This window comes from Leeuwenhoekiella palythoae, from assembly GCF_020310025.1.
Taxonomy (GTDB): domain Bacteria; phylum Bacteroidota; class Bacteroidia; order Flavobacteriales; family Flavobacteriaceae; genus Leeuwenhoekiella; species Leeuwenhoekiella palythoae.
Genome location: NZ_CP084318.1, coordinates 1284494 through 1303539, shown reverse-complemented (window position 1 = coordinate 1303539; position 19046 = coordinate 1284494). Strand labels below are relative to the sequence as shown.

The 19046-nt window shown below is 38.7% G+C and carries 19 protein-coding genes and 1 tRNA gene; 10 read left to right on the top strand and 10 right to left on the bottom strand.

Annotation, left to right across the window (positions count from 1 at the left end; all coding sequences use genetic code 11):
• Nucleotides 1-9: 9 nt before the first annotated feature.
• From LDL79_RS05530 to LDL79_RS05495, 8 genes are all read left to right on the top strand, one after another.
• A complete protein-coding gene (locus tag LDL79_RS05530) occupies nt 10-2421 on the top strand; it encodes an efflux RND transporter permease subunit (RefSeq protein WP_225599469.1) in 2412 nt (803 codons plus the stop codon).
• 121 nt (nt 2422-2542) lie between these two features.
• Entirely contained in the window at nt 2543-3982 is a 1440-nt protein-coding gene (gene asnS / locus LDL79_RS05525; protein ID WP_225599468.1) for an asparagine--tRNA ligase, read from the top strand.
• Nucleotides 3983-4142: 160 nt separating this feature from the next.
• On the top strand, nt 4143-4784 hold the full coding sequence (locus LDL79_RS05520) for a hypothetical protein (RefSeq protein ID WP_225599467.1): 642 nt from the start codon (nt 4143-4145) through the stop codon (nt 4782-4784).
• 15 nt (nt 4785-4799) lie between these two features.
• A complete protein-coding gene (locus LDL79_RS05515; RefSeq protein ID WP_225599466.1) occupies nt 4800-5519 on the top strand; it encodes a hypothetical protein in 720 nt (239 codons plus the stop codon).
• Between the two features lie 16 nt (nt 5520-5535).
• Nucleotides 5536-6294 carry a sensor histidine kinase gene (locus LDL79_RS05510; RefSeq protein ID WP_225599465.1) on the top strand — a complete coding sequence of 253 codons (759 nt, stop codon included), beginning with the start codon at nt 5536-5538 and terminating at the stop codon, nt 6292-6294.
• Nucleotides 6295-6304: 10 nt separating this feature from the next.
• Complete coding sequence (locus tag LDL79_RS05505) at nt 6305-6940, top strand: response regulator transcription factor (RefSeq protein ID WP_225599464.1); 636 nt, start codon at nt 6305-6307, stop codon at nt 6938-6940.
• Nucleotides 6941-7180: 240 nt separating this feature from the next.
• A complete protein-coding gene (rpoN, locus tag LDL79_RS05500; protein ID WP_072983063.1) occupies nt 7181-8635 on the top strand; it encodes an RNA polymerase factor sigma-54 in 1455 nt (484 codons plus the stop codon).
• On the top strand, nt 8635-9243 hold the full coding sequence (locus LDL79_RS05495) for a hypothetical protein (RefSeq protein WP_225599463.1): 609 nt from the start codon (nt 8635-8637) through the stop codon (nt 9241-9243). The genes rpoN and LDL79_RS05495 overlap by 1 nt, the downstream gene beginning before the upstream one ends.
• Here LDL79_RS05495 and LDL79_RS05490 read toward each other — a convergent pair.
• From LDL79_RS05490 to LDL79_RS05450, 9 genes are all read right to left on the bottom strand, one after another.
• Nucleotides 9231-9935: a porin family protein gene (locus LDL79_RS05490; protein ID WP_225599462.1), complete on the bottom strand. Its 705-nt coding sequence runs from the start codon at nt 9933-9935 to the stop codon at nt 9231-9233. The two genes, LDL79_RS05495 and LDL79_RS05490, sit on opposite strands and share 13 nt — an antisense overlap.
• Nucleotides 9936-10036: 101 nt before the next feature.
• A complete protein-coding gene (locus LDL79_RS05485; RefSeq protein ID WP_072983068.1) occupies nt 10037-10519 on the bottom strand; it encodes an ExbD/TolR family protein in 483 nt (160 codons plus the stop codon).
• Between the two features lie 21 nt (nt 10520-10540).
• Nucleotides 10541-11146 (bottom strand): ExbD/TolR family protein, encoded by a 606-nt coding sequence (locus tag LDL79_RS05480; RefSeq protein ID WP_072983070.1) that lies wholly within the window; start codon nt 11144-11146, stop codon nt 10541-10543.
• 9 nt (nt 11147-11155) lie between these two features.
• Entirely contained in the window at nt 11156-11596 is a 441-nt protein-coding gene (locus tag LDL79_RS05475; RefSeq protein WP_072983071.1) for a hypothetical protein, read from the bottom strand.
• Between the two features lie 28 nt (nt 11597-11624).
• The gene (locus LDL79_RS05470; RefSeq protein ID WP_167598165.1) at nt 11625-12419 is read right to left on the bottom strand and encodes a MotA/TolQ/ExbB proton channel family protein; all 795 of its coding nucleotides are present in this window, start codon (nt 12417-12419) and stop codon (nt 11625-11627) included.
• A 74-nt stretch (nt 12420-12493) separates the two neighbouring features.
• A tRNA-Ser gene (locus tag LDL79_RS05465) sits at nt 12494-12581 on the bottom strand.
• A gap of 92 nt (nt 12582-12673) precedes the next feature.
• Nucleotides 12674-13648 (bottom strand): asparaginase, encoded by a 975-nt coding sequence (locus LDL79_RS05460; protein WP_394372624.1) that lies wholly within the window; start codon nt 13646-13648, stop codon nt 12674-12676.
• Between the two features lie 34 nt (nt 13649-13682).
• Nucleotides 13683-14819 carry a 1-acyl-sn-glycerol-3-phosphate acyltransferase gene (locus LDL79_RS05455; protein WP_225599460.1) on the bottom strand — a complete coding sequence of 379 codons (1137 nt, stop codon included), beginning with the start codon at nt 14817-14819 and terminating at the stop codon, nt 13683-13685.
• A 45-nt stretch (nt 14820-14864) separates the two neighbouring features.
• The gene (locus tag LDL79_RS05450; protein ID WP_225599459.1) at nt 14865-15635 is read right to left on the bottom strand and encodes a TatD family hydrolase; all 771 of its coding nucleotides are present in this window, start codon (nt 15633-15635) and stop codon (nt 14865-14867) included.
• 102 nt (nt 15636-15737) lie between these two features.
• Here LDL79_RS05450 and LDL79_RS05445 point away from each other — a divergent pair, with 102 nt between their 5' ends.
• The gene (locus LDL79_RS05445; protein ID WP_225599458.1) at nt 15738-16175 is read left to right on the top strand and encodes a retropepsin-like aspartic protease; all 438 of its coding nucleotides are present in this window, start codon (nt 15738-15740) and stop codon (nt 16173-16175) included.
• A 422-nt stretch (nt 16176-16597) separates the two neighbouring features.
• Here the strand turns inward: LDL79_RS05445 and LDL79_RS05440 are convergent, their stop codons facing one another.
• Entirely contained in the window at nt 16598-17596 is a 999-nt protein-coding gene (locus LDL79_RS05440; protein ID WP_225599457.1) for an isoaspartyl peptidase/L-asparaginase family protein, read from the bottom strand.
• Nucleotides 17597-17728: 132 nt separating this feature from the next.
• On the opposite strand from LDL79_RS05440, the gene LDL79_RS05435 reads away from it, so the two are divergent.
• Nucleotides 17729-18946 carry a metallophosphoesterase gene (locus LDL79_RS05435; protein WP_225599456.1) on the top strand — a complete coding sequence of 406 codons (1218 nt, stop codon included), beginning with the start codon at nt 17729-17731 and terminating at the stop codon, nt 18944-18946.
• Nucleotides 18947-19046: the final 100 nt, after the last annotated feature.

Sequence of the window (19046 nt, the reverse complement as noted above, 5' to 3'; positions counted from 1 at the left end):
ATTAGGACGATGACCAAGCTATTGGGTTACGGATTTTGGAACGGTGTCGCACGCCTTATCTTACGCAACAGACTCTTTATTCTTTTTCTGGTTGCTGCATTTACTGTGTTTTTAGGCACACAGTGGAAGTACATGCGATTTACCTACACCGAGGCCAACTTACTGCCGGATGATCACGAAGTCAATCTGGAATACAACAAATTTCTTGATCAATTTGGAGAAGAAGGAAATCTTATCGTATTCGGAATAAAAGATTCTACGCTTTTTACTCCCGAAACGCTTAACAAATGGAACGCGCTTTCTGATACCATTAATGATTTTAATGAAGTCGCGCTTTCGGTATCTCTTAAGGATTTAAAACTACTTCAGAAGCAAGAGGAACCTAAGCGTTTTGAGATGATTCCTTTTGTAGACGGTTCTGTAAATACTAAAGTGCAAGCAGAGGCGCTCAAGAAAAAGCTTTTTAAAGACTTGCCTTTTTATGAAGGACTGATCTATAATAAAGAGACCGGTACGGTACGCAGTGCGGTGTATCTTAAAAAGGACATCGTTAATACCGCAGCGCGGAAAGATTTTATTGTAGATGACCTCATTCCGTTGATTGATCAATTTGAAGAAGAGACCGGGATCACAGTGCATACTAGCGGGATGCCGTACATACGCACACTAAACAGTGCAACGATCATCAGTGAAATTGGTTGGTTTGTAGGTGGAGCACTATTGGTAACCTCGCTTATCTTTTTCTTCTTTTTCAGATCCTACCGAGCAACTTTTATTTCGATGATCACTGTGGTGATCGGGGTGATGTGGGCATTTGGATTCCTAGGTTTGTTAGGTTATGAAATTACCGTGCTTACCGCGTTAATTCCACCATTGATTATTGTGATCGGGATTCCAAACTGTATCTTTCTGATCAATAAATACCAGCAGGAATACAAAAACCACGGAAATAAGATCAAGGCGCTTCAGCGTGTGATCACAAAAGTTGGTAACGCAACCTTGATGACCAACATCACGACCGCTTCGGGTTTTGCAACATTTATTTTAACGCAGAGTTCGCTGCTGAAAGAATTTGGTATTGTGGCTTCGATCAATATTCTGGCGATATTTTTATTGAGCTTGCTGATCATTCCTATCATTTACAGCTACATGTCCCCGCCAAAAGAGCGTCATTTAAAACATTTGGGGAAAACCTGGATCGAAGGTTTTGTAAACTGGATTGAACGTATGGTGCGCGATCGCCGCATCACGATCTACATCAGTACCGTGATCTTACTTATCGTAAGCATGATAGGTATTTATCAAATAAAAGTTTCAGGCAGTTTGATTGAAGATATGCCCAAAAACACGACGTTTTACAAAGACATCAAGTTCTTTGAAAGTGAGTTTGACGGGATAATGCCACTTGAAGTCTTGATCGATACTAAGCGTCCTAAAGGCGTGATGAAGTTGCCAACCTTAAAACGTATGGACGAGCTGGCAACGACCATCTCAGAAACTCCAGAGCTTTCTAAGCCTATTTCTATTGTGAATCTGGTAAAGTATGGAAAGCAGGCTTTTTACAATGGGGATCCGCAGTATTATCAATTACCTACTTCAAACGAGCGCAACTTTATTTTACCTTATGCGCAAAGCTTTTCTAGCGAAGCCGGCCTGCTGGATAGTTATGTAGATTCTACCGGGCAGTATGCGCGTATGACGACCTTTATGCAAGATATTGGTACTGATCGTATGGAGATCGTAGAAGACAATCTATACAATAAAATAAGTATTCTTTTTCCTGAAGATAAGTTTGATGTGACGCTGACCGGTAAGGCTTTGGTGTTTCAAAAAGGAACTAATTATTTGATCAACAACCTGATCATCAGTTTGTCGCTGGCCATTTTATTAATCTCCATATTTATGGCGTTTATGTTCCGGTCGTTTAAAATGATCTTGGTTTCTTTGATCCCGAATTTACTACCCTTATTGATCACCGCCGGATTGATGGGCTTTCTGGGCGTGCCTATAAAACCTTCAACCATTTTAGTGTTCAGTATTGCGTTTGGAATTTCGGTAGATGATACCATTCACTTTTTGGCCAAATACCGTCAGGAATTAAAAAGCAGCGGTTGGAAGATCAAGCGTTCAGTATATGCTTCGGTAAAAGAAGCCGGCGTAAGTATGTTTTATACTTCTATCGTCTTGTTCTTTGGATTTTCGGTATTTATGATCAGTAGCTTCGGTGGTACGGTTGCATTGGGAGGTTTGGTTTCGGTAACCTTGATCTTTGCGATGTTATCTAACTTGTTATTGCTTCCGTCGTTGTTGCTTTCGCTAGAGCGAAATATCGCCAACAAAGAAGATTTTAAAAAACCTGCGATCCACATTCTGGACGAAGTAGAAGATGAAGAAGTGCTCGAAGAATTAGACAAAGAATAATTCCGTTTAAATTTTCAGCCAGTTTTGCGGCAATCTGATGTAAAATTTATCTTTGTCGCGTATCAAACTTGAATTACAGAACTTAGCCAATCACGTCTCAAGACGTTTTGATTCTATAACTATGAGAAAAACCATTGTACACATTTTAAAAGAAGAGCCCAAGGGGCACGAACTTACCGTAAAAGGATGGGTGAGATCGTTTAGAGCCAACCGCTTTATTGCGCTAAATGACGGTTCTACGCTTAATAATTTACAGTGTGTCGTTGATTTTGAAAATACAGATCCAGAGCTTTTAAAACGTATTACCGTAGGTGCTGCAATCGCCGTTACCGGAAATCTTATCGAAAGTCAGGGCGGTGGTCAGGCTGTTGAAGTTGAAGCTAAAGAAATTAAAATTCTAGGTGATGCAGATCCTGAAGAGGTGAAGAAAACCATCTTATCGCCTAAACGTCATACGCTAGAGAAATTGCGTGAGCAAGCCCATTTACGCGTGCGTACCAATACTTTTGGGGCAGTGATGCGTTTGCGTTCGCAATTGAGCTTTGCTGTGCATCAATACTTTCAGAAAGAAGGTTTTTATTATGTGAATACGCCTATTGTAACCGGTAGTGATGCAGAAGGCGCTGGCGAGATGTTTAAAGTGACTGCCTTAGACATGAAAAATCCGCCGAAGGATGAAGATGGAAACATTGATTATAAAAAGGATTTCTTCGGAAAGGAAACCAATTTGACGGTTTCTGGTCAATTAGAAGGAGAAACCTATGCGTTGGGTCTGGGACAGATTTACACCTTTGGGCCAACCTTTAGAGCTGAAAATTCAAATACGAGCCGTCACTTGGCAGAATTCTGGATGATCGAGCCGGAAGTTGCTTTTTGCGACCTGGATATGAATATGGATCTGGCGGAAGACTTTATCAAATATGTGATTCAGTTTGTGATGGATAACTGCCAAGATGATCTGGAGTTTTTAGAAAATCGGTTGATCCAGGAAGATAAAAGCAAACCCGAAGCAGAGCGTGCGCCAATGCCTTTACGTGAGAAATTGAAGTTTGTTTTAGAGAATAACTTTAAGCGAGTGAGCTACACAGAGGCGATCGAGATTCTTAAAAACTCGAAGCCCAACAAAAAGAAAAAGTTCAAGTATCCTATTGAAACTTGGGGAGCCGACTTGCAAAGTGAGCACGAGCGTTTTCTTGTAGAGAAGCACTTCAAGTGCCCGGTGATTTTGTTTGATTATCCGGCAAATATCAAAGCTTTTTATATGCGCTTAAATGAAGACGGCAAAACTGTACGCGCAATGGATATTCTCTTCCCCGGAATTGGTGAGATCGTAGGAGGTTCGCAGCGAGAAGAGCGTTTAGAAGTGTTGCAAGAAAAAATGGCAGCGCTAGACATCCCAGAAGAAGAACTGTGGTGGTATCTAGATACCCGCCGTTTTGGTAGCTGTGTGCACAGTGGTTTTGGTCTTGGTTTTGAGCGTTTAGTATTATTCGCAACCGGAATGACCAATATTAGAGACGTGATTCCTTATCCACGTTTTCCGCAAAACGCTGAGTTTTAAACAGAGCAATAAATTAAAAAAAAGCCCGATTTAAATTTTTAAATCGGGCTTTTTTTTGGGATTAAAAATGCTACGGGGAAAAACCCCCTTTTTAAAAGTGTTTTTTCCTAGTGAAAAAAAAGATGTCTATTTTACACCTAACTATTTTAAAATCCAACAGATGAAAAAAACTACCCTAGTTGCAGCGGTGCTTACTGCTGCATTTTTGATTACTTCTTGCGAAAAACCTTGCGAGTGCGAGGAGGCGGAAACGCCAATTCTAGGTGCTCCGTCTAATATTATTCCCTTAGCTCAGGCAGATTCGTTGTATAAAAATTACGGTAACAGTCGTGTTGCGCTTATCGAGCTCGCTGAAAACATCACCGAAGAAGGCGATACCATTCCTAAAGAGGATGCTAATTATAAAAAAGCGACACGAGCAGTTACGATGCCGTACAAAGCGTTTAAGGAATATATTGCTTATATCGAAAAGCAAGCGGATTCTGCAGGAGTTGAGATTGCAGAAATGCGTTTTTATTTTGGAAAGTATAAGAATGATTTTCCTCAAAGTGATAAAAAAGGAAGGGCTACTTTGTTTTTAAATCCCGCTGCAGAATTTACACTTTCAGATGGTACAAAAGATACGGTGAGTTATGCTATTGTTACGGGTGTAGATGGAAAAAAACGTGCAGAGATGGTAGGTGATATTCTAAACTCTAAGGATGGTGAGCTAGCTGTTGAAGATGGAGAAACTATTGAATCTATGTCTGGAGATGATGTTGGGTTAATACCTCCCCCATATCAGGATGAAAATGATTTTTAGTACTCATCTTAAGTGATGTTATTAATAAACGTCTTATCAGATTGGGAAAAAAGGCTTGCTGTTTTTACAGGTAATCCATTAAGTATTTTATCGCTTGTTTGTGAGGTAATTCCTGTAATTGTAGGAATTATTTATTGGAAAAAATACAAGAAAACAGCTTTTGCATGGTTTATTTTTTTCCTGGGTTATAATTTTTTGAATGAAATTGTATCAGGAGCATACTATGTGATAGGTGTTGGATATAATACCAGTGTTTTCTTCAATATTCGTGATGTCATATACGTTTTGACCTATTATTTACTATTTTATAATTTTCTCAGTAAACTTAGATTTAGAGTGTTGCTGATTATTTTGTTTCTGGTTTGGGCATTAAGTTTTTTATACTATGGATTTTCGTCAAATTTTGTTGAAGAGTATCTATTTGTTCCAAGAATGATTGGAGATTTTTCGCTTCTAATAATCATACTGCTTAGTTTTATTGAAGTTATAGAATCCTCTAGTATTTCAAAAATAGCTGATAGTATGCTCGTATATGTCGGTCTTGGTTTATTAATTTCTTTAGTCGTAAAACTTCCAATTTCCATTGTTACTTATGTAGGTTGGCTAAATGTGACCGATGCCTCAGATCCAAGAGTTTCCTTTTTTGCATTAATACGGAATATTGGCTTTGGCGTATCTTGTATAATGTATATAATATTTGCTTATGGTCTATATAGATCTAGAATGCCACAGTAAAGTAACTAGCTAATTGATGGATCAGGATACGCAATTGTTACTCATTTTAGTAGTTCTGCTGGTATTATTCCTACTGGCGATCATCGTATTTGTCCTGTTTTCAGTATTTATGAAGCGTAAAAACAGCTTGCTTCGCGAGCAAATTGAAGCCGAAAAACGCTACGAACGCGCTATTGCAGAAACCCAAATAGAGATACGCGAAGAAACTTTACGTAACATCAGTTGGGAATTACACGATAATATTGGTCAATTGCTCACCTTAGCCAAGATTAAAGCCCAAAATATAGAAGATGGCGAAGATATGCTCGAAGTCGCAGAAACGATAGGAACGGGCTTAAATGAGCTCAGGGCGTTGTCAAAATCTATAAATCCGGAAGCGATTAACGGGCAATCCCTTTTAAAATCTTTAGATAGTGAAGTGGCACGCTTTAATCGTTTAAAATTTCTTTCAGCAACGTATGACTTGATCGGTGATCCTGTGCAACTTAATCCTAAAGCAGAAATCATTTTGTTTAGGATTGTACAAGAGTTTATGAGTAACACGATGAAGCATTCTAAGGCGTCTAAACTGCAGATACGTGTTCAGTTTAAAGCAGATGCTTTAGAGATCACTGCGCTAGATGATGGGGTAGGGTTTGACGCAGAGAAACTGTTAGAGCGCGGTATAGGTTTAAGTAACATAGATAAACGTGCCCAATTGATAGGAGCACAGGCACGTATAAGTTCTATTCCCGGGGCTGGAACTCAATTAAAATTATATTATCCTTTAGATTAGAAATTAGAATATGTATAAAGTTGCTTTAGTAGACGATCACACCTTGCTGTCAGAGGCCATTGCGGGATTGGTAAGACGTTTTGAGAATTTTGAAGTTGTCAACGTTTCGGTTAACGGAAGAGAGTTGGTAGACTTTGTTGAGGCCAATCCTGACATGCAGCCAGACGTTGTACTTATGGATGTAAAAATGCCCGTGATGGGCGGAGTCGAAACTACGCAGTATTTAACAAAGCACTATCCCGAGATCAAGGTGCTGGCGCTTTCGGTAGAGGAAGAAGAGGGCGTGGTGATGCAAATGATTCGCGCCGGATCTAAGGGGTATTTATTAAAAGATACGCGCAAATCTATTTTAGAGCAAGCTTTAAATGAAGTGCTTGAGCACGGATATTATTATACCAATACGGTTGAACGTATTGTCAAGAAAACGGAGCGTTTAAAAGATCAGGAGATCGTTTTAAAAGAACGAGAAATCGAATTTATCAAACACGCCTGCACCGAAATGACCTATAAAGAGATCGCTGAAAAAATGTTTTTAAGTCCTAAAACTATTGAAGGTTATCGAGAATCGGTTTTTCAAAAACTAGGTTTAAAAAACCGCACGGGATTGGTGATCTATGCTATTAAGAATAATATTTTCGTCCCCTAGTTTTTTAAGTATGTTGTCTTTTGAGAACACGATCAAAAGCTGACATTTTAGTTGGTTCTTGTCGTCAAAGGGGGTTACGCAATTAAGGTTAACGCTGTAGCTGAAATTTTTAATCCGATGTTCTCTTAAGGGCGCAAGCAGTGTAAAATTAATTTTTGGCGTATTTTTTGTTAACAAAACATTCTGATGCATCGGTTGATGCATTTTTTTATTTTTGTAAGAACAGATTCTTAAAAGTATATGCTCAAACAACAACTCAAATTCAAACTTTCGCAAAAGCTTTCACCGCAACAAATTCAGTTGATGAAGCTTATTCAGTTGCCTACGCAGGCTTTTGAGCAGCGCGTAAAGCAAGAGCTTGAAGAAAATCCGGCGCTTGATAGCGGCAAGGAAGATGCGAGAGATGAGTATGAGGAGTTTGACAACAGCGCAGATGAGGAATACGATTCTGAAAAGATCGAAACCGAAATCGATGTTGATGATTATCTGTCTGATGACGAGATCCCCAGTTATCGCTTAAACAGTAATAATTACAGTGCTGATGATGAAGAACGCCAGGTGCCTTACGCATCAGGAACTTCATTTACGCAGCATTTAATGGGGCAATTGCACACGTATAGACTCAGTGATGAGCAGATGGAAATTGCAGAATTTCTCATAGGTAGCGTGGATGAAAGCGGTTATTTGCGTAGAGAGTTGGTTGATCTGATGGATGATCTGGCCTTCACGCAAAACATTTATACTTCGGAAGACGAACTCGAGAAAATTTTAAGAATTGTCCAAAACTTGGATCCGGCAGGAGTAGGAGCGCGTAGTCTTGAAGAATGTTTGTTGATTCAGCTGAAACGTAAAGAAGAAACCGAAGCGGTTGCCTTAGCTATAGCAATTTTAACCGATGCTTTTGATCATTTTAGCAAAAAGCATTATTCCCGTTTGCTTTCAAAATTTGATATTACAGAAGATCAGTTGAGAGATGCTATTGACGAGATCGAGCATCTTAACCCAAAACCGGGTGGATCCTATTCCGGAAATACCAAAGTCGTAGAACATGTGATTCCAGATTTTACTATCAATATTAGAGATGGAGAATTGGAGTTGACTTTAAACGGCCGTAATGCTCCGGAAATGCACGTTTCTCGGGAGTATACAAATATGCTTAAGGGTTATAAAGCAGCTAAAGAAAAGAGCAAGTCGCAAAAAGATGCGGTACTCTTTATCAAGCAGAAGTTAGATGCCGCAAAATGGTTTATTGAAGCAATAAAGCAACGTCAGCAAACATTGTTTGTAACGATGAGCGCCATTATGGAATATCAAAAGGAATATTTTTTGACCGGTGATGAGCGTAATTTACGTCCAATGATCCTTAAGGATATTGCAGATGAGATCGAGATGGATGTTTCCACAGTGTCTCGTGTTGCCAATAGTAAATATGTTGACACCCCATACGGAACTAAGCTTATCAAGGAGTTTTTCAGTGAAAGTATGACCAATGATCAAGGGGAAGAAGTTTCTACACGGGAGATCAAAAAAATATTAGAGATCACAATTCAGGAGGAAGATAAGCGTAAACCTTTAACCGATGATAAATTGGCCAAGATCTTGAAAGAAAAAGGCTATCCTATTGCAAGAAGAACGGTTGCTAAGTATCGCGAGCAGTTAGATGTACCCGTAGCCCGACTTCGAAAAGAAATTTAATGAAGTATTTTTTACGTTTCTTTTCGGTGCTGATGCACCCGCTCTTTATGCCCCTTCTTGGTGTGGGTATTTATTTTTCGGTCACGCCTAAATTTGTTCCGCAGAGTTTTATGTATGCTAAATTGTTTGCGGTGAGCATACTTACCATTGTCGTACCGGTGTTGTTTTACTTTTTATTAGAAAGTGTAAAACTGGTTTCCTCAGTACACTTACGAGAGGTTAAAGAGCGTAGAATTCCACTTTTAGTGCAAGTAGGTCTTATCCTTTTGATTATTCGGATTATTATTAATGGTTACGAATTTCCGGAACTTTATATTTTCTTCTTAGGAATTTTAATAACAGCAGCAACTTCATTTATCCTTATTATGCTGAACTTTAAGACCAGCCTGCATATGGTAGGTGTAAGCGGTGTTTTGTGCTTTGTGATCGCCTTGAGTATGATTTATAATGCCAATTATCTTGTGATCATTGGGCTGCTCATTCTTGGTTTAGGATTTACAGCAGCCAGTAGACTAGAATTAAAAGCACACACCATGACCGAATTACTTGTGGGGCTTTTTGTAGGTGGTATCCCACAGTTTTTGATGTTCTACTTTTATAAAATGTAAAACATAAGGCCGAGTTTAAGACTGTTGAGTTCGATAGGACTTCCATCAATTTGCGCCGAATCTTTAAATATAGGATTCAGGTTGTAATAAATGAAAAAGTTAAAAGTGTCATATCCGAAAGTGAACGTCAGTCCCATACGGTAGCGATCAAATTCGGGAACATCGGTTTGTGTTACCGCGTTGTCCTGTTGTTCAAAATAGAATTTATAAGCGTAGACGTAGCCTAACTGCAATCCGGTATAAATACGCCAGAATTTGTAATCGGTCGCCGTAGAGGTTCTCCAACGTAGTTGTATGGGTGTTTCAACCAGATAGGTCGTAAACCAGTTCTTGTTGTAGTCAGTTTGATCATCTATGATCTGAAAAATACTCTCTTCTGAAGTGGTTTCCCCAACAAAAAGATTTTGATTATAGGTATTCATGGAAATACCGGCTCCAACGCCAATAGCCCAATTACGCTGTTTGTTTATCGGCATATCCCGTATAAAACCAAACTGCAAGCCACCGCTAAAGCCATTTTGCTCCATTGCTTCCGGCTTATTGGTAAGCAGGTTAAAAGTAAGACCTAGATAAAATTGATCTTCTCTATATTTTTGGTAAACGCTTGCGGTATCAATAGTGGTTACTATAGAGTCTTGTGCAAGGCTTATTGCAGTAAAACTTAAAAATATTAGTAGAGAAAGACGTTTCATTCAGTCAATTAAATACGGTTTAAAGAAACAAAAAAACGCCCTGAAATGATCAGGACGTTTTCTTAAATTTTAAGAGATATGCAATTAACTCTAAGAGTATATTAATCGTTGGCTTCAACGGCGTCACCAGATTTGGTAACATAATTAATTTTTAGAGCGTTTGCTTTACGCAGTTCTTGCTTGATATCTGAGATAAGACCCATATTACTGTCTCCATCTACTTTAAGGGCAGTAGTTAAGAAAGGAACAAGTTCCTCACGTTTACTTGCGCGCTCTTCATAAATGAAATCTTGAATTTGTGAAACATCTGAAATTTTATCATTCAATTGAATTTTTGCAGATGAACCATAAACACCTTTAAAGCGATCAACAGGCTCCCCAGCGTAGATATACATAACAAGATCTTTCTTGTCAAGTTTCTCAATTTGGTTTGCTGTAGGTAAATCATTTTTTACCATTAGCGTATTTTCTCGCATTACGGTAGCAACCATAAAAAAGAAAAGTAACATGAAAACTATATCCGGCAGCGATGCCGTAGAAATAGCTGGTAAATCACCACTTTTTTTCTTATTAAATTTAGACATAGATTTTAATGTTAAATGTTTTTAACTCTTTTTAGGCTCTGCTTCAGAGAGTTTCTCTGGATAAAGCTCACGAATCAATTCAAGTTTCGGTTTTAATTTATCCTTATTCGCATCTGAAGTACGAGGGTCGTTGTAACGAGCTTCCATAGCTATGAAAGACTCACCGTAACGTTCTTGAGCAACGCGATCACGTAACTGGTTGTATGCAGCCACAAGTTCGTTCTGAACTGCGATATAGCGTTTGTAAGAAGTTCCTCTGTTATTTACTAGCGAAATAATCGCTTTTGTAGGATTAACAGAAGAGTTAGGATCTTTAGCACCTTGACAATAAGAACAGTCCTCTGCACCATTGTCTAAAAACTCAACAGCAGCTGCTCTTAGGTCCTTAAGCTCCATAACTTTATCTTCAACAAGTAGCTCGTCATTGCTGTTAACAATTACTGTAAATAAGTTACGTTCTTTAATTACCGGTGGAGGTGGCATATTTTCATCCAACTCGGGTGGTAATTTACGGCTAATACCGCTATCAGTCTCAATTGTTGTAGTTACCAGGAAGAAAATAAGGAGTAAGAAGGCAATATCTGCCATCGAACCTGCATTAACTTCTGGAGCTGATCTTTTTGCCATAATACTTTTTTATTTAGCTAATTTCTTTACACCTGAAAATACCATTGCACCAATTGCAACAATTGCTAGGATATAGAAGGCATAAATACCTGCTTCTACCCAACGCGATGCACTAGCTGATAGTACTTCTCCATCACGAAGCTGAACTTCTTCTCCTGAAGCCAAAACGTATGATATCACAACTACTGCAAGAAACGCGCCAAGACCAATTAAGGTACTCTTTAAAGAAGATCCGCTGCTGAACAAGTTCTTAAGAACAAAGACCAAAACGAATACAATGGCAATTGCAATGGTTGCATATGCGATCAAGATAAATGGAGTAACCAAGCTATCTTGTAAGTCTGCTGAATCTGTTATTGCAGTGTCACCCGCAAGAATGATTCTTACCAGCCAGATGGCTCCAAGAACAGACAAGATGAGTGCAATAATTTTTAATATTTTATGTAACATAATCTGTTTATGTATTTAAGAGGGATTATTACTTCTTGTAACGTACAAGCATATCTATCAAAGTGATAGAAGCATCTTCCATATCATTAACGATACTATCGATCTTAGCGATGATATAGTTATAGAAGATTTGAAGAATAATCGCAACAATAAGACCGAATACAGTTGTTAAAAGTGCTACTTTAATACCACCTGCAACAAGAGAAGGTTGCATATCACCTGCAGCTTCAATCTTATCAAACGCCTGGATCATACCAATTACCGTACCCATGAAACCAAGCATCGGTGCTAGTGCGATAAATAATGATACCCAAGAAACGTTTTTCTCTAATAGACCCATTTGAACACCACCGTAAGCTACAACAGCTTTTTCAGCAGCATCAACTCCTTCGTCTACACGGTCAAGACCTTGGTAGTAAATAGAAGCAACAGGACCTCTGGTGTTACGGCAAACTTCTTTAGCAGCCTCAATACCACCACTGTTTAGAGCATCTTCTACATCTTGTGCTAATTTAGAAGTGTTTGTAGTCGCAAGGTTTAGGTAAATAATACGCTCAATTGCAATTGCAAGACCTAAAATAAGACATAAAAGAACGATCCCCATAAAGCCAGGACCACCTTCTATAAAACGCTTTTTTAACTCTTGTGTAAAGGATAAAGACTCAGTCTCATCGGCTGCTGCCTCGTCTGCGGCTTCATCTTGAACTGCTGCCGCGATAGCTGTTGTATTAACAGTCATAAGAGGTGCAGTATTTGCTTGAGCTGTAAGATTGCCTAACGCGATTACAGCTGTGATAACTAGAATAGAAAATACTCTTTTCATTGCTTTTGATCTTAAAAATTTAGTTAGTAAAGGGATAAAGATATAAAATTAATTATTCAATTATTAAAAATTAGCAGAGAGGAAGGGATTCGAACCCTCGATACGCTTTTGACGTATACACACTTTCCAGGCGTGCGCCTTCGACCACTCGGCCACCTCTCTATTCAGGCCGAAGCCTTTTCTCAAAAGGTTGCCAATTAACAAAAAAAATATCGATTTCCAAAAGGTTTGTTTGGTATAAGAAATTGTTCTCATTAACTCATTTCTCCTCTTAGAGATGTTTCAAATATAGTCTTAAAGACCTTTGGAGACAAATTTTGACTATTGAGATACATCATTTTTGTAATGGCAGCTTCTATTGTTAGATCTTTGCCAGAAATAACGCCTATGTTTTTAAGGCCTGTACTGGTCTCATAACTACCCATTTGAACACTACCCCAAGTGCACTGGGTTATATTCACAATAGGAATGTTTTTGTGAATAATTTTTTTAAGCAATTGGGTAAACCAAAGGGATGTTGTGCTATTTCCTGAGCCAAATGTTAACAGAATTACCCCGCTAAACGTTGCGTTTTCAAAAATTGAAGTCAGTAATTTCTGGTCAATTCCGGGGTAGAGGTGTACCACTAAAATGTCTCGCGCTAGACTGCGATGTACTAAAAGCTTCTTTCTAGAATAAGGTAAAAGCTTCTCATCTTCTATATTTAAATGAACTCCTGAGGTCGCCAAAGGGGGATAATTAGGCGATTTGAAGGCTTCAAAATGCTCTGCACTGATCTTTGAACTCCGGTTTCCGCGGTATAATTTATACTCAAAATACAGTCCGACTTCTGTAATATAAGGCCGATTTCTCTTGCGTAAAGCTGCAATTTGAATCGCTGTGATCAAATTTTCTTTAGCATCGGTGCGTAAGTCACCAATGGGTAATTGAGATCCTGTAAAAATGACCGGCTTCGCCAGATTTTCAAGCATAAAACTCAACGCCGAAGCAGTATAGCTCATGGTGTCGCTTCCGTGGAGAATTACAAAGCCATCACAAGTGTCGTAATGCGTTTCAATAATGTCACACAGCTCAATCCATAAATCAGGATTCATATTAGAACTGTCGATAGGTGTGGTGAACCCTGTGGTTTCTATCTCACAATCTAATAAGCGTAATTCTGGGATTTTTTCTAAAAGGTCTTTAAAGTCAAAAGCTTTAAGTGCTCCTGTTTCAAAATCCTTGATCATACCTATAGTACCACCGGTGTAGATGAGTAGTATTTTAGGTTGTTTGCTCAATGCTTTTAAGTTTATTAATTACAGGATTTGCATACATAAGTAAGAAACTCTCGCGTGCAATTTCGCTTGAAGGATCAACGCGGCGTTCAAAGCGGCGTTCAAAACTGCGCTTATCACGCTCAGTGTACGTGTGCTCAAAGCGATCTGTTTGATAATATAAATCATAAGCCACATAATTAGACGGCCATAATTTATAGATACGATAGATCTCTTTGTCTATGCGTTTGGCAAGTTCCTGTAATTTATCGTTTTCAGATAAATCTAGCGCTTCGATCTCATCAAAGGTGGTTGCTGAAAGTTTTCCTGCGGCAATATGAATGCGTTTTTTTGAACCTAAAGCTCCTCTGAGAATACTATTAAAATCCTCATTATTGCTTTTTACATACGTCGTGTCTTCACTTTTAGCAATCAGCTCAGGGACCTTTAGAATATCTGTTGGATCAAATTCATACGAAATAGCAACCGGGCGAATATTCAGGCTCTTTAAATAATTGAGTGCGGTTTGCTCACCGCGAGCCATTGCTGCCATTTTGAGCACACCTTGTTGAGTTTTGTCGCTTCCATCTTTAGTGCGTCCTTCTCGTTGTGCCATCCAGATCGATTGATTCTCATTAAGTAAAAACTGAAGGTATTCTGAAAGTTTTTTTGAACTTAACAGCATTTCACGCGGAGTCAAGCTACGTTCTACCAGAAAACTTCGGTTGAGTTTGGCCAATGCCATTAAAAATGATTTCTTAACCAGATTATCACCAATAGCCGAAGCGGTCATGATCAACTCATGATCGTAAAGCGCAACATTAATAAACGAGGTGTCTAATATAATGTCACGGTGGTTAGAAAGGTAGAAGTAGGGTTTATTGCGCTCCAGATCATCAAAACCAGAGGTCGAAAAGCCGTCTGTGCTTTTCTCCATGATTTTGTGAACCGATTTATAAATTACTTTGCTTTGGAAATCAAAGATAGAATGACACTCGTCTATTATTGCTTTAATTTTCTCTGATGATTTTTCAGGAAAAGTAAACTGCAATAACGCTTGAATCATGGGGTGCCGGTGAAACGATTGCAATACCTCGTGTACTTCAGAATCGTGATACGGTCTTATAGAGTCAAATTTTGACACACTTTCAAATTTTGTTGAAGCGTAAAGAACGAAATATTTTAAAGATCAATCAAGTTTAAATAGCTTTTTAGCATTTTCTGTGGTGATTTCTTCAATTTTTGATAACGGCACTTGATAGATATCTGCAAGTTTTTCGGCGATATGAATCAAGTAACTGCTTTCGTTGCGTTTTCCTCTAAAAGGTTTCGGTGCCAAGTAAGGTGCGTCGGTTTCTAAAACGATATGCTCCAGATCAATTTCCTTTAAAAACTGATCGATTTTTCCATTTTTAAATGTTGCAACACCGCCAATACCTAATTTTAAATTGAAAGCAATCGCCTGCTTTGCGTGGTCAAGGTTTCCTGTAAAACAATGAAAAACGCCTCTTAGTTTGACATTGTTCTCTTGCTCTAGAACTTCAAAAACTTCATCAAAGGCATCACGGCAATGTATCGCGATAGGTAAATCGTATTCTTTTGCCCAGCGAATTTGTTGTGCAAAAGCTTTTTGTTGTAAATCTTTAGTTGAAGAATCCCAGTACAAGTCTACCCCGATCTCACCAATGGCGCATGCATTTTTTTGCTCTAGCTGCTGCTTTACGTGATCAAGCTCTTCAGAAACACTCAGCGGGTCTACGTGAGTAGGGTGCAAGCCGGCCATAATATGCATTAGATCTGGGTGCTGCTCTTTTAAATCCCATATAGCTTTAGTGTATGTAGAATCTATGGCTGGTAATACAAATTGATTAATTGACTGGTCGAGAGCGCGTTTGATAACTTCGTCACGATCTTCTTTAAAAGACTCACTATATAAGTGGGTGTGTGTATCTATAAACATAGCTCACAAAGTTAAAATAGGCGTTTGGCTATGCCAAACTTTAGAGAATATTTAAAGTCCTCCAATTTTAATTACAGTAAGTTTGAACACATAAAATTGACTATGACTTCACTACGGCAACATCTCACAAAAAAAGGCTATAAACGTATCAAACTAACCCCGGTGGGTACCGGACATTTAAAGTTTGCGGCGACTATTAACGGTGTTTTAGGTGAATTCATTTTAGATACCGGAGCTTCCAATACGTGTATTGGTTTTGAGGATCTGGAGCGTTTTAAGCTGTTTGCCGAAGATAGTGAGGTGAAAGCAGCCGGCGCAGGAGCGATAGATATGCTTACTCAGATATCTCAAGATAATTTAATCGAAATTGACACGTGGTCTACCAGAAGTGTATCTATCGTGCTTTTTGATCTTTCTCACGTTAATCAGGCTTTGATTAATCACGAAGCTAGTCCCGTAAGCGGAATCATAGGTGCTGATATTTTAAAGAAAGGAAAGGCTGTTATAGATTATCAGTACGACTGTCTTTATCTTAAGTAAGAAATACGATAGTTATAAAAGCTGAAACGCTTCACTTCGGGTTTGTATGTGAATAGTAAAGAATGAATATACGTTAACCCTTGTTCACCACCCCCTTAGCTTTTGAAGTATTGTATTAAATAAAGCCAATAAAGTAATAGATTGAAACGCTTCACTTCGGGTTTGTATGTGATTGGTAAAGAATGAATATACGTTAACCCTTATTCACCACCCCCTTAGCTTTTAGAAGCAGTTAGGAACAAAAAAAAGAAAGCCAGCTACAAGAGCTGGCTTTCACCCCAAATCATAATTGATTATTACAAGTCAATTACAACAGTCTTCAATATTTTTCGCTTTTCAGCACAAAACAAAGCTAAAGCATTTTTTCGGTTTAGAAAACCTGAGAAGTTAAAATACTTCTAAAAACTTTAGGCGTATTTAACTTATTTTAAGTGACTTCCGGATACTACAGGTGTATTTTTTCCGTTTGCGTACTTCATCATTTTAAAACCGGGATGAATACAATAACATCCTGTTTCTCCTTGCTTATTGATGGCGATATAAGCAACTTGAAAATTGGTATGGTTGGGATTAGTAGTAACAATTCGTCTAACAGCTTCTTCGCAAGCTTCTTGTGGCGACATACCATTTCTCATAAGTTCAACAATTAGAAAACTTCCTACGGTTTTGATCACTTCTTCGCCCATTCCGGTGGCTGCTGCACCGCCAATAGCATTGTCTATAAATAAGCCACTACCTATAACAGGGCTGTCGCCCACGCGACCTTTCATTTTATAGGCCAAGCCAGATGTTGTGCACGCCCCTGATATGTTTCCGTTTTTATCTAAACCGAGCATCCCAATAGTATCGTGATTTTCAATATTGATGATGGGTTTGTATTTTGAGGTTTTTAACCATTCTTTATAGGCTTTTTCACTCTCCTCGGTAAGTAAATTTTCCGCAGTAAATCCATTTTTAACTGCAAATTCTTCGGCGCCTTTTCCGGCGAGGATAACGTGAGGTGTGTCCTCCATTACTTTCTTGGCAAGGGCTGCAACGTTAGTAATATTCTCAACACACATAACAGAACCACAGTTACCTGTATGATCCATAACACAAGCGTCAAGTGTTACGTTACCTTCGCGGTCGGGTGAGCCGCCTTTACCAACAGTGGTATTTTTAATGTTTTCTTCTTCAACTGCTACGCCCTTAATTACTGCGTCAAGTGCAGGGATTCCTTGGTCAAGAAGCGCGCCAGCAGTGGCATTAGCTTCGGTAAATTGCCAAGTACAGATGGCAATAGGAGTAGTTGCGGTTGTATTCTTTTTTTTCAACTTTTCAACAGAATTCTTAGCCGTCCCGGCTTGGGCAAGACTGTGAATTCCTAAACCAAAAGCAAGCGTATTGATGCTCGTTTTGGTGATAAAATTTCGACGTTTCATTTGTATTTGTGTTAAGATGGAAAGTTACTAAAGCCCCTATGATTATTGAGACGATAATATTCAAAAAAATAGGAAAATATTAAAGAAATCCGCAAGGAGCTTTAGTAATATTGCTTTTCTTAAAATTTAGCGATGCGTTGGTTTCTTTTTATTCTGTTCTATATTCTTATTGATATTTACGCTTTTCAAGCGTTCAGAACCTTTTCAAAATCTGTTTGGTTAAATAGCAGTTACATTCTTGTATCTCTTGGGGTCCTTGCTTTTTTAATTTATACGCTGAGTACACTTGATCGCTCAAAAGGAATTACCACTGATGAAATGTATGTTTTTGGTTGGTTCTTGGTCTTTTTTGTGCCGAAGCTTTTACTTATACTCTTTATGTTTGGGGAAGATCTAATTCGCTTCATTGTTGGGGCGTTTGCAGCTTTATCTGGTAAACAATCTTTTCATATGCCTTCAAGAAGAAAATTTGTAAGTGCAATTGCTCTAGGGGTAGCGGCGATTCCGTTTGCATCTTTGATCTACGGAATGTATAAAGGTAAATACAGGTACAGGGTGTTGTCGTACCAACTCGAATTTGATGATCTTCCTGAGGCATTTGATGGGTATACAATTACCCAAATCAGCGATGTGCACAGCGGTAGTTTTGATAATGCTGACAAGATCGCATACGGCATAGATCTGATCAATAAGCAAGAAAGCGATGTGATCTTATTCACGGGAGATCTGGTCAATAATTTTGCCAGCGAGATGAAAAACTGGGCGCAACTTTTCTCTAAGCTCAGGGCTAAAGACGGGGTGTATTCCGTGCTGGGAAATCACGATTATGGAGATTATGCTGATTGGGAAACACAGCAGGCTAAAGCTCAAAATCTTGAAGATCTAAAAGCCTTACAGGCACAAATGGGTTGGAAGTTGTTGCTTAACGAACACCGCTGGTTAGAAAAAGATGGTGAGCGTATTGCGCTTGTAGGTGTTGAGAACTGGGGCGCCGGATTTAAACAAGCGGGTGATATTGATAAAGCTTCAGCCGGGTTGAGCGTCAGTGATTTTAAAGTGCTTATGAGTCACGACCCTTCTTATTGGTCAGAGCGTTTAAAAACTGATCCTAAAAATTTTCAGTTAACCTTAAGCGGGCATACGCACGGAATGCAGTTTGGAATCGAAATTCCCGGTTTTATACGCTGGAGTCCGGTGCAGTATCGATATGAGAATTGGGCAGGAATTTACAAGGAAGGAAACCGTGTGCTAAACGTGAATAGAGGTTTTGGATATTTGGGTTACCCGGGTCGCGTAGGCATCTGGCCTGAGGTCACTGTTATTGAGCTGAAACGTAAGAAGTTAGGCTAAATCGATTAATGTAAGTTATTACTTACTTGTTAAAAGTATACAATACGTTAAACATCGTTTAAAAGTATATTTTTACAGATTAAATAGTGTAAATTCAGAA

Excerpts from the sequence above, each read along its gene's own strand:
- LDL79_RS05530 (WP_225599469.1), top strand. The coding sequence starts at position 10 with ATGACCAAGCTATTGGGTTACGGATTTTGGAACGGTGTCGCACGCCTT.
- asnS (WP_225599468.1), top strand. The coding sequence starts at position 2,543 with ATGAGAAAAACCATTGTACACATTTTAAAAGAAGAGCCCAAGGGGCAC.
- LDL79_RS05520 (WP_225599467.1), top strand. The coding sequence starts at position 4,143 with ATGAAAAAAACTACCCTAGTTGCAGCGGTGCTTACTGCTGCATTTTTG.
- LDL79_RS05515 (WP_225599466.1), top strand. The coding sequence starts at position 4,800 with ATGTTATTAATAAACGTCTTATCAGATTGGGAAAAAAGGCTTGCTGTT.
- LDL79_RS05510 (WP_225599465.1), top strand. The coding sequence starts at position 5,536 with ATGGATCAGGATACGCAATTGTTACTCATTTTAGTAGTTCTGCTGGTA.
- LDL79_RS05505 (WP_225599464.1), top strand. The coding sequence starts at position 6,305 with ATGTATAAAGTTGCTTTAGTAGACGATCACACCTTGCTGTCAGAGGCC.
- rpoN (WP_072983063.1), top strand. The coding sequence starts at position 7,181 with ATGCTCAAACAACAACTCAAATTCAAACTTTCGCAAAAGCTTTCACCG.
- LDL79_RS05495 (WP_225599463.1), top strand. The coding sequence starts at position 8,635 with ATGAAGTATTTTTTACGTTTCTTTTCGGTGCTGATGCACCCGCTCTTT.
- LDL79_RS05490 (WP_225599462.1), bottom strand. The coding sequence starts at position 9,935 with ATGAAACGTCTTTCTCTACTAATATTTTTAAGTTTTACTGCAATAAGC.
- LDL79_RS05485 (WP_072983068.1), bottom strand. The coding sequence starts at position 10,519 with ATGTCTAAATTTAATAAGAAAAAAAGTGGTGATTTACCAGCTATTTCT.
- LDL79_RS05480 (WP_072983070.1), bottom strand. The coding sequence starts at position 11,146 with ATGGCAAAAAGATCAGCTCCAGAAGTTAATGCAGGTTCGATGGCAGAT.
- LDL79_RS05475 (WP_072983071.1), bottom strand. The coding sequence starts at position 11,596 with ATGTTACATAAAATATTAAAAATTATTGCACTCATCTTGTCTGTTCTT.
- LDL79_RS05470 (WP_167598165.1), bottom strand. The coding sequence starts at position 12,419 with ATGAAAAGAGTATTTTCTATTCTAGTTATCACAGCTGTAATCGCGTTA.
- LDL79_RS05460 (WP_394372624.1), bottom strand. The coding sequence starts at position 13,648 with ATGATCAAGGATTTTGAAACAGGAGCACTTAAAGCTTTTGACTTTAAA.
- LDL79_RS05450 (WP_225599459.1), bottom strand. The coding sequence starts at position 15,635 with ATGTTTATAGATACACACACCCACTTATATAGTGAGTCTTTTAAAGAA.
- LDL79_RS05445 (WP_225599458.1), top strand. The coding sequence starts at position 15,738 with ATGACTTCACTACGGCAACATCTCACAAAAAAAGGCTATAAACGTATC.
- LDL79_RS05440 (WP_225599457.1), bottom strand. The coding sequence starts at position 17,596 with ATGAAACGTCGAAATTTTATCACCAAAACGAGCATCAATACGCTTGCT.
- LDL79_RS05435 (WP_225599456.1), top strand. The coding sequence starts at position 17,729 with ATGCGTTGGTTTCTTTTTATTCTGTTCTATATTCTTATTGATATTTAC.